This window comes from uncultured Pedobacter sp. (assembly GCF_913776295.1).
GTDB lineage: Bacteria > Bacteroidota > Bacteroidia > Sphingobacteriales > Sphingobacteriaceae > Pedobacter.
Window position 1 is genome coordinate 23,417 of sequence record NZ_CAJYOJ010000030.1, and the last position, 10,703, is coordinate 34,119.

The 10,703-nt window shown below is 40.7% G+C and carries 7 protein-coding genes and 1 tRNA gene; 4 read left to right on the forward strand and 4 right to left on the reverse strand.

Annotated elements, in window-relative coordinates; genetic code table 11:
• Window positions 1–128: 128 nt before the first annotated feature.
• Window positions 129–2,735: a glycoside hydrolase family 2 TIM barrel-domain containing protein gene (locus QZ738_RS05455; protein WP_293785467.1), complete on the forward strand. Its 2,607-nt coding sequence runs from the start codon at window positions 129–131 to the stop codon at window positions 2,733–2,735.
• Window positions 2,736–3,227: 492 nt separating this feature from the next.
• Here the strand turns inward: QZ738_RS05455 and QZ738_RS05460 are convergent, their stop codons facing one another.
• The 4 genes from QZ738_RS05460 to QZ738_RS05475 form a co-directional block, all read right to left on the reverse strand.
• On the reverse strand, window positions 3,228–3,554 hold the full coding sequence (locus QZ738_RS05460; protein ID WP_025141835.1) for a 2Fe-2S iron-sulfur cluster-binding protein: 327 nt from the start codon (window positions 3,552–3,554) through the stop codon (window positions 3,228–3,230).
• 36 nt (window positions 3,555–3,590) lie between these two features.
• Window positions 3,591–4,601: an NAD(P)/FAD-dependent oxidoreductase gene (locus QZ738_RS05465; protein ID WP_090983616.1), complete on the reverse strand. Its 1,011-nt coding sequence runs from the start codon at window positions 4,599–4,601 to the stop codon at window positions 3,591–3,593.
• Window positions 4,602–4,770: 169 nt separating this feature from the next.
• Window positions 4,771–5,289: a hypothetical protein gene (locus QZ738_RS05470; protein WP_293785469.1), complete on the reverse strand. Its 519-nt coding sequence runs from the start codon at window positions 5,287–5,289 to the stop codon at window positions 4,771–4,773.
• Between the two features lie 10 nt (window positions 5,290–5,299).
• Complete coding sequence (locus QZ738_RS05475) at window positions 5,300–7,426, reverse strand: prolyl oligopeptidase family serine peptidase (RefSeq protein ID WP_293785471.1); 2,127 nt, start codon at window positions 7,424–7,426, stop codon at window positions 5,300–5,302.
• Between the two features lie 677 nt (window positions 7,427–8,103).
• Here QZ738_RS05475 and QZ738_RS05480 point away from each other — a divergent pair.
• The 3 genes from QZ738_RS05480 to QZ738_RS05490 all read left to right on the forward strand — a co-directional run bounded on the left by QZ738_RS05480 (window position 8,104) and on the right by QZ738_RS05490 (window position 10,490).
• Window positions 8,104–8,853: a UDP-2,3-diacylglucosamine diphosphatase gene (locus QZ738_RS05480; RefSeq protein WP_293785473.1), complete on the forward strand. Its 750-nt coding sequence runs from the start codon at window positions 8,104–8,106 to the stop codon at window positions 8,851–8,853.
• A 386-nt stretch (window positions 8,854–9,239) separates the two neighbouring features.
• Window positions 9,240–10,313 carry a peptide chain release factor 1 gene (gene prfA / locus QZ738_RS05485; RefSeq protein ID WP_293785475.1) on the forward strand — a complete coding sequence of 358 codons (1,074 nt, stop codon included), beginning with the start codon at window positions 9,240–9,242 and terminating at the stop codon, window positions 10,311–10,313.
• Window positions 10,314–10,416: 103 nt separating this feature from the next.
• Window positions 10,417–10,490: transfer RNA gene (locus QZ738_RS05490), tRNA-Asp, on the forward strand.
• Window positions 10,491–10,703: the final 213 nt, after the last annotated feature.

Sequence of the window (10,703 nt, forward strand, 5' to 3'; positions counted from 1 at the left end):
TGCTTTTTTTGACCCTTTTAAGTCAAAATATTCATGAAACGTTTTATTTTTAGTGCGAAAATCTATTGCGGGGAAATCGTAAGTATATATTCAATTCAGAAAATCTTCTTAATTCTATTTAACAATAAATGAAAAAAATATTTCTACTGCTCCTATGCTGTAAAGTCTTAATTATAAATGCGCAACAACGTTACGAGCTTAATTCGGGCTGGGTATGCAGCAACATTAAAGATGCAAATGCTTCTGGCTTAGAAATCTCAGAAACGGGTTTTTCGATTAATGGTTGGTTGCCGGCTACAGTTCCGGGAACGGTTTTGACCACTTTGTTGAACAACAAAAAAATTCCTGATCCATTTTACGGGATGAATAACGAAAAGATTCCTGATGTATACAAAACAGGCAACGATTATTATACCTATTGGTTTGTAAAAGATTTTCAGGAGCAGGCAGTGGGCAAAGAACAGGTTTGGCTACAGTTTAGGGGGATAAATTATAAAGCTGAAATTTATCTGAACGGGAAAAAGGTCAATCCGGGAACGCAGGTGGGCATGCACCTCAGGGCGCAGTATAACATTACAAAATTGTTATCTCCCAATGGAAAAAACAGGCTTGCTGTAATTGTTTATCCGCCGGATTTTCCGGGAAACCCAAATGGTGGACAGGGCGGCGATGGAACGATAGCCAAAGGTTTAACTACCCAGTATACTGCCGGTTGGGATTGGATCCAGCCCACCCGCGATCGTAATACAGGGATCTGGGATAAGGTAACCATCGAGAAAACCAAAAGCATCAACATTCAAAATCCACGGGTAATCACTTTGGTGCCGGGTAAACGTTCGCCGGAAGGCAAGCAAAACCCGGCTACGGTTAAAGTTTCAGTCGAAGTTGAAAACCCCACTAATCAGCCTGTTTCAGGTACTTTGCAGTATCAAATAGACGGGAATTTGATTAAACAACTAACAACCATTGCAGCAAATAAAACAACTACAGTTAAATTTCCTGATTTGAAGCTCGAAAACCCTAAATTATGGTGGCCGAGTGGATATGGACCGCAGAATTTATATGATCTAAAAATTGAATTTGTAGCGGCCAATCAGGTATTGGATCAGGAGCAGCTTAAAGTGGGTGTGCGCCAGATTGACAACATCTGGAATGAGCATACCAGGAGTACGGGTGCTTTTGTAAACGGGCAAAAAATTTTTATTAAAGGAGGTAACTGGATCATCAGTGATGCGATGTTACGCTTTAGTGACGCCCGTTATGATGCTGAAGTACGTTATCATAAAGATATGAACCTCAACCTGATCAGAATCTGGGGTGGGGCAATTCTGGAAAGGCCTGAATTTTACAATGCCTGCGATAAATATGGTTTATTGGTTTTTCAGGATTTCTGGTTCAGTGGCGATTGTAACGGCCGCTGGGTAGACCCGATGAAAAAGGAAGACCAATGGACGCGTAGAAATTATCCTGATGATCATCATCTCACCTTAGCTGCTATGGAAGATCAGATCAAGATGATCCGAAATCATGCTTCGCTTGCTTTTTGGTGTGGAGGCAACGAAATCACCCCACCGGAAGATATTTTGGAACCCTTAAAAAATGAGATCCTTCCCCGCCTGGATGGTACCAGAAAATTTTTCGATTTTTCTAACAGCGATGAAATGTCGTACAATTCCATAGGCGGAAATGGCGACGGGCCCTACGGTATTCAGGACATTAAAACTTTCTGGGGAACGCAAACTTTTCCTTACAATTCCGAGGTCGGTTCTGTAGGAGTAGGTGACTATGCTTCTTTGCTCCGTTTCATTCCCAAAGAAAACCTGATTGCACCGCAATACAAAGCTAAACCCGATTCGGTATGGGACTATCACAAATACATCTCATATGAGCAATACCTGAATCCATATGGTAAACCAAAAAATGCAGAAGATTTTGCGATGAAGGCGCAACTGGCCAATTACGATCAGTACCGGGCTTTGATGGAAGGCTTCTCGAACAAAATGTGGGATTGGTATACCGGTTCAATCATCTGGAAAACGCAAAACCCCTGGACGGCCTTGCGCGGACAGATGTATGATTATTACCTGGATCCAAATGCCTGTTTATATGGCTTAAGAAAGGGTAGTGAGCCTTTGCATGTGATGATGAATCCCTTGGATAGTATGGTAACGATTGTAAACAATCGATTTTCTACAAAAAATAACCTGATGGTACAGGCGAAAGCTTATGACATGGAGGGCAAAGATTATTTTTATTCTCAGGTATTTAATTCGGTTGGTCCATCTTCAGTAAGACGACTCTTTCCCTTGAACGACTTTTTGACCAAGCTAGATAAAAAAGAAGGAGTTTTTGTTTCGTTAAGAATTTTAGATCAGAAACAGAATATTTTAAGCGAAAACCTTTACTGGCTCCCCGGAAAAGACGGTGAATATTCGGGACTGAAAAATATCAGAAAGGCGCCATTAAAAGTTTCGGCTATTGATCAGAGAAATGGAAAAGTAGCGGTTACCTTAAGTAATGCAGCTGGAAATCCTGTCGCGTTTTTTAACCGCATTGCGTTAATAAATGGCAATACCGGAGGCCGTATATTACCAGCATTTTATGATGATAACTATATAAGCATTTTACCCGGCGAAAGTAAAACAGTAGCAGTAGAATATACCGGAAAGCAAAGCAATTTGGCAGTTGAGGTGTACGGCTGGAATGTAGAGAAGCAGAAGGTAAATATTCAATAAGTTAGTCGGTATTACAAATTTAAATGGATTACCTAATTGTTTTTTGGAAATGATGGGTTCTGTTGTCGTGGCGGATGGTAGCCCTGCTATCGCTGCAAGTCCTCGCTGCGCTCCGGGCTTTCCGCTTGATCAGGTTTAGCTACAAGGGGGCGCTGCTCCAGATCGCGAGGGATCCGCGTTAGGGATTGTAAGGGTTCAGTACCGGTCCTTCATCGGTACCGGAGCAAAGCGGAGCCCTGAAAAGCCCGACCTTTGCGCAGCTTAGGGAACGCCCAAATCTGTTAGCAGCTTTCATTCTTATTGTCCTCGTTCGTAACCAGGGGTAGCTGAGAAAGACGATTTTATCGCCACTATTGTTCAACTACATTAAAAATGCAAGTCTCCTGGTATTGGCTACAAATCCAGATCTCATGCTGTCGACATTACAAATCCCTGCTAATAAAAAGAGGCGACACTTTACGCATCGCCTCTTTATATAAAATGTTTTACAACCTAACTTACGCCGTGTAACTTTACTTTTAGTCCGTCCATATTGTTGTTTAACTGCAATTGGCAGGCTAAACGTGAATTTGGTAAAAGATCAGGTAAAGTATCCAGCATGGCATATTCATCGTCGGTCATTTCATTAAGTTTTTCTTCGCCTTCCAACACATCCACACAGCAGGTGGCACATAAAGCCATTCCGCCACAAGTAGCCAGAATATCGTACTCTGATGCTTTTAAAAACTCCATCAGGCTTAAGCCCATGTCGGTTGGTGCTACATGTTCTGTAACCGAGCCATCCGGCTCCTGCATATATATATTAATGTTGTTTTCCATTTTGCTCTCTTTCTTATCGCAAATATAACAGAAAGCTTAAAATTCTGAAACTCCGTTTACAGTGGTATATTTCATGGTATATTTCACGCCGGGGTTCATGTAAGAATATGCACTATGGCTCATTAATGCCGCCTCGTGGAAACCGCAAAGAATCAATTTCAGCTTGTTGGTATAAGTATTAATATCGCCAATGGCATAAATACCCGGGATATTGGTCGAGTAATCATCAACATTTACTTCAATTGCACTTTTGCTGATGTTTAAATTCCAGTCCTCAATCGGGCCTAATTTAGGGCTTAAACCAAACAAAGGAATTAAATGATCGGCTTCCACAACTGTTTTTTCCATGGTACGGTTCTGTACAATTTCAACCTTTTCCAATTTATCTGTTCCGTGTACGGCCTGTAGGTTGCTGTTTAAAATCAAGTTGATTTTTCCGCTCTCTGCCAGCGCCATTACTTTTGCAACCGAATCAGGGGCACCACGGAAACTTTCGCTTCTGTGCACCAGAGTCAGTTCAGAACAAACTTCCGCCAGGTAAATGGTCCAGTCTAAAGCAGAGTCACCTCCACCGGCAATCACCATTTTCTGATCGCGGTATTTTTCCGGATCAAGGATCATATAGTTTACACCTTTACCATTTTCGAAGTTTTCTAGATTTTCTACAGCAGGTTTACGCGGTTCAAAACAGCCTAAACCACCGGCAATAACTACCACTTTAGCTTCGATAACAGTACCCATATTGGTGGTTAAAACGAAATCGGCTTCACCGCGTTTTTCTAAACCTTCAATACGCTCGCCCAAAGTAAAGGTAGGATGGAAAGGTTTGGCCTGCTCCATTAAGTTATCGATAAGTTCCTGAGCCAGTACAGAAGGATAACCAGGGATATCGTAAATCGGTTTTTTAGGGTAAATTTCAGACAGCTGACCACCAACCTGAGGAAGGTAATCAATTAAATGACAACGCATTTTTAATAAACCGGCTTCAAAAATGGCAAATAAACCAACCGGACCAGCGCCTATAACGGCTATATCAGTAGTGATCATTAAAGAAAAATTTGACGCAAAGCTACGAAATAAAGTCGTACCAAATCAGCTATTTAGAAATATTCTAGATAATTTTGCAATCCCATTATATTCAGTATTTTATATGTTTTGAGTTAAATTGAAAAAAAAAGTGGGAAGTTTTAGTAGTTTAAAACAAATTATAATTGGTCTATAGGTTTAGTGGATTATTGTTTTGTTTTATGTCTGAATCATAAAAGGATAATATTCTAGCTGTGCCAATAACCCGTTGTCCTTCATGGATATGCCATACTTTGCCCAAACTTAGATAGGAGTGTAGTGAGGGGAAATCAAGAAACCTAACTTTTACGATCCTCTTTTCCCCGGGCTCTATCTTGTGCCAATCGCTAAAAGTAATATCTCCAATGAAGGTTTTTAATATTTGACTTTGTTTATATTCGAAAACATGATTGGGACTGAAGCCTGAAATAATTCCTGTCTTTCTTCCTTCATTATTTGTTGACTTCAATTCAAGTTCGGCCTTTACTGAAATTAAAAAATTTGAATTTTCATACCTTATTTCATTAAAACTTACTAAGGTGTATTTGTTATAGGCTATTACATCAAAAATTTTCGACTCACCTGTTGTTAGCCATTTTTTGTAAATAAGCTCTCCATTTTGATACAAATACAGTTCATTATTTTTAATTTCTTTATGAATTTTCATCATCGCGGACAGACTACCAACTCATCCCCAGATTCTGAAATACAAAGCTCCACACATCGGTTGCTTCTTCAATCAGTTTCGTGGTGGGTTTGCCTGCCCCATGACCAGCATTAGTTTCTATCCGGATTAAAATCGGGTTTTCACCTTTGTATTTCTCCTGTAGCGTTGCTGCAAACTTAAATGAATGGGCAGGTACCACACGGTCATCATGATCGGCTGTCGTGATCAATGTTGCCGGATAATCCACGCCACTTTTTATATTATGCAACGGCGAATATTTGATCAGGTAATCGAAGTCTTCTTTTTTATCGCTGGTGCCGTATTCAACTGCCCATCCCCAGCCAACCGTAAATTTGTGGTAGCGGAGCATATCTAAAACACCTACAGCAGGTAAAGCTACTTTAAACAGATCGGGCCGTTGGGTCATGCAGGCCCCAACCAGTAAACCGCCATTTGAGCCACCCGAAATCGCAATCTTCGCTGGGTTGGTATATTTTTCTTTAATAAGATACTCGGCTGCGGCAATAAAATCGTCAAAAACGTTTTGTTTTTTGGCTAACATGCCGCCTTTGTGCCAGGCCTCGCCATATTCACTTCCTCCGCGTAGGCTTGGTTGAACGTAGATGCCTCCGCGTTCCAGAAATAACATCCTGGAAAGACTGAATCCTGGTGTTAAACTCACCTGGAAGCCGCCATAAGCATAAAGGTAAACCGGGTTATTGCCATCCAGTTTGAGGCCTTTTTTGTGTACAATAAACATAGGGACCTTGGTGCCGTCTTTTGAGGGATAAAATACCTGTTTGGTTTCATAATCATCTGTGTCGAATTTCAATTCTGATTTTTTATACAAAACCGATTCAGCCTTGTCTACATTGTAACGGTAAATGATGCCTGGAGTAGTAAAATTAGAGAACGTATAAAAAAATTCTTTATCCTCTTTGTACCCCCCAAAACCTCCCACGGTTCCGATTGCCGGTAGTTTTACCTCACCAATTTTCTTTCCGCTTAAATCAAACTGAATAATACTGGTGCTGGCATCTTTGAGATAGGTTGCCCAAAGAAATCCTCCGCCCGTTCCGATACCCTCCAAAGCCAATTTTGATTCGGGAATGATTTTCTCCCAGTTTTTGGAGTCTGGATTTTTTGGATCGACCAAAACCACCTGTTTGTTTTCGGCACCCAGATCGGTATTTACCAGCAATTTATCGCCTACATTATCAATAACACTGTGGTTGTGTTCAAAACCTTTAATCAATAAGTCAATTTTACTATCCGGCGTTTTTAAATCCTGATAGTACACTGCATTGCCGGAGGTGCCTGCACTGGCATAAATTATTAAAAAGCGTTCATCTTCAGTAACGGTGGCACCCAGATATAAATTTGGATTGGTTTTGTCTTCAAAAACTAACTGATCATTTTGCTGCTGATCGCCCAATTTGTGGAAATACACTTTTTGGAATTTATTGGCCGCAGAAAGATCGGTTCCTTTGGCAGGCTCGTCAAATTTACTGTAGTAAAACCCATTGCCTTTCCAGGCCGCTCCAGAGAACTTGGTCCACTTTAGCTCATCGCTTAATTTGGTTTTGCCGGCAATATCCATTACATAGATGTTGCTCCAGTCTGATCCGGCCTGTGCAACCGAATAGGCCAGATATTTTTTATCGTGCGAGAAACCGAGCAGTGAAACCGCCGCTGTTCCGTCCTTAGTGATCGTATTTGGGTCAAGAAAAACTTCTTCTTTGCCGTCCAGCCCTTTTTTAACAAACCAGATACTCTGATTCTGAAGGCCATCATTTTTGGTGAAAAAATAATATTCACCTACTTTAAAGGGGGCACTTTCTTTGGGATAGTTCCATAATTCTGTTAAGCGCTTTTTAATGTCGGCACGGTAGGGAATTTGCTCAAGATAGTTTTGAGTGACTTTGTTTTCTGCAGTTACCCAGGCTTTTGTTTCTGCCGAGGTGTCATTCTCTAACCATCTGTAAGGATCGGCAATGGTGGTGCCGAAATAATTATCTTTTGTACTGTCTTTTTTGGTTTCAGGATATTTCATCAATGTTATTTTTTCTGCAGGTTTTTTGTCCTGGTTACAGGCAAAAAGGCTTAGTGCAAATAAGCTTAATAGAATTTGTTTTTTCATCTTGGAATAGATTTATTTACTAATATATGTCTTTTTTTCTTTTGGCGTGATTAAACAGATTTCAGGATTTTACAGATTGAGGCGTTTTAAGCTTTAGTCTTTAAGCTTTTTTTTTTCGGGGTTTTCACCATTAAGAAATCAAGGGAATTAAGGTTTTTGCCACGGAAACACAGGTTTACACGGAGTTTGGTTTATTATGTTGGTCTTTGGTCTTTCTGCTTTAGTCTTTAGACTTTTTTCTTAGTGGTTTTCATCATTGAGGAATTAAAGGCATTAATTTTTTTACCACGGAAACACAGATTTATACAGAGTTTGGTCCGTTATGTTAATCTTTAGTGTTTATGCTTTTGTCTTTGGCGTTTAAGCTTTAGTCTTTAAGCTTTTTTTTGGCGGTTTTCACCATTAAGAAATTAAGGGCATCAAGGTTCTTGCCACGGAAACACAGGTTTACACGGAGTTTGGTTTACTATGTTGGTCTTTGGTCTTTCTGCTTTAGTCTTTAGACTTTTTCCTTAGGGGTTTTCATCATTGAGGAATTAAAGGCATTAAATTTTTTGCCACGGAAACACAGATTTATGCAGAGTTTGGTCCGTTATGTTAATCTTTAGTGTTTATGCTTTTGTCTTTGGCCTTTAAGCTTTAGTCTTTAAGCTTTTTCCTTTACCTTTGAATTATCCATGGCAAAAAATATTTACTTCGCATCTGATTTTCATCTCGGTACGCCCAATTACGCTGAAAGCCGTGCCCGTGAAGCACGAATTGTAGATTGGTTGAACTTTATTGAGCCAAATTGTAGCGAGTTGTTTTTAATGGGCGATATTTTCGATTTCTGGTTCGAATATGCTAAAGTGATTCCCAAAGGATTTGTTCGTTTGCAGGGCAAATTGGCGGCAATGACAGATGCTGGTATAAAAATCTACTTCTTTAAAGGTAATCATGATATGTGGGTGCGTAATTACTTCACTCAGGAAATTGGCATGGAGATCATCAGCGATGAACTGATTATTGAGCGTGGCGGGAAGAAATTTTACCTGCACCATGGCGATGGCTTGGGCCCGGGAGATCATAAATATAAATTTTTGAGAAAGATTTTTAGAAGTAAACTTTGCCAGTGGTTATTTGCCCGCTTGCATCCAAACCTCGGTATTGGTATTGCGAGTGCATGGAGCCAGGGTAGCAGGGCAGCACAAACGGAAAAGGAAGTTTTTTTAGGAGAAGATAGAGAATGGCTGGCCATTTATGCGAAGGAACAATTACAGAAAGCTCATTTCGATTATTTTATTTTCGGGCATCGACACTTGCCGCTTGATATTGATTTAGGCAATGGTAGCCGGTACGTAAATATTGGCGAATGGCTGAATTATAATTCTTACGGGGTTTTTGATGGAATGGATTTAAAACTGGAATACTATGAGCCAAAACCCTAGTTTTTTTGTTTTTAGGAAAGCTATGCATATATTTTTTAATGTTCTTGCTACTTTTCGTTGTAGAATGCACCGCCCCTTCGTTCCTAAACCCCCACCTGCAACGGGCAGGCGATAGAACGTAAAGCCCGGAGCGTAGCGAGGACTTGAAGGGATAGCGGGACTGCTGGCCGCCATGGGATCGGAACTGCTCATTTCCAAAACATTCAGTAATATAACCACTTTCCTTTTTATTCATTCCTTTGCTCAATGCTGTACAATTAACCTATTTGAACAGCTCACCAATTAACCCTTCTCCCCAAACAAACTAATTCATCTTTTTTCCCTATTTTTGCATTTCCTGAATTTTGGGCCTGTGCCGAGCATCAGGAATTTTAACAAGAATAAATATGTTAGATAAATTAGAAGCTATAAAGCTGCGTTGGGAAGATGTAGAAGAATCGTTGAGCAATCCGGATGTTATTCAGGATATGAAACGTTTTGCGGCTTTAAATAAAGAATATAAAGACTTGGGCAAGATTGTAGATGAATACAAAATCTACAAAAATGTAATGAGTAATATTGATGCCAATAAAGAGATTTTAGCTACTGAAAAGGATCCTGAAATGCGCGAAATGGCCAAAGAGGAGCTTGACCTGCTGCTGAAACAACAGGAAGAAATGGAAAGCAATATCCGCCTGATGTTAATTCCAAAAGATCCTGAAGATTCTAAAAACGCGGTTTTTGAAATCCGTGGAGGTACTGGTGGAGACGAGGCCGCTTTGTTTGCCGGCGATTTATACCGCATGTACACCCGTTATTTTGAAACCAAAGGCTGGAGTGTTGAAGTGGTTGATGTAACTGAAGGCACAGCGGGTGGTTACAAAGAGGTTATCTTAAAGGTTAGCGGTGAGGATGTTTATGGCCAGTTAAAGTACGAAAGTGGTGTACATCGCGTGCAGCGTGTACCAGATACGGAAACCCAGGGCCGTGTGCATACTTCAGCTGCGTCTGTAGCGGTTTTGCCAGAGGCGGAAGAAATTGATCTTTATATTAACCCTGCCGATATCGAACTGCAGACCTCACGTTCGGGCGGTGCTGGCGGGCAGAATGTAAATAAGGTAGAGACTAAGGTGCAGTTAACACATAAGCCTTCGGGTATCGTTGTAGTGTGTCAGCGTGAGCGTTCGCAATTAGGGAACCGTATAATTGCAATGGAGATGTTGCGGAGTAAACTTTACGATATTGAATTGCAAAAAAAGAATGGTGATATTGCGGCCAAGCGTAAAACGATGGTATCAACCGGAGATCGTTCGGCCAAGATCAGAACTTATAATTACCCTCAGGGACGTGTTACCGAACACCGCATCGGCTTAACCATGTATAACCTGCCAGCTATTATGGATGGCGATATCCAGGAAATTATTGATGCACTTCAATTTGCAGAAAATGCAGAGAAGATGCAGGAAGGTGCTGTGGGTTAAGGATTTAGATATTTTTTTAAAAAAAATTTGCGAATTAAGATATAGTCTCTATATTTGCAACCTCGAAAGAGAGAAGAGGTTCGAACTTTAAAGAAGAACAAAAGGAGTGGTAGTTCAGCTGGTTAGAATGCCTGCCTGTCACGCAGGAGGTCGCGGGTTCGAGTCCCGTCCATTCCGCAACAAAAGCCTTAACTTGCAAAAGTTGAGGCTTTTTTGTTTTTACAGACTGTGGCGGCAACTCTGGATCAAGGATCAATAGGATCAAGCAAAAAAGTTGGGGGGATTTTAAGCATATATTTTTGATAGCCTGAACATAAAGAATTCAACATTTCTTACTCCCCTGAACTGGGCCCTTAGCGCCTTGATCTTAGCATTAAAGGATTCGGCGGA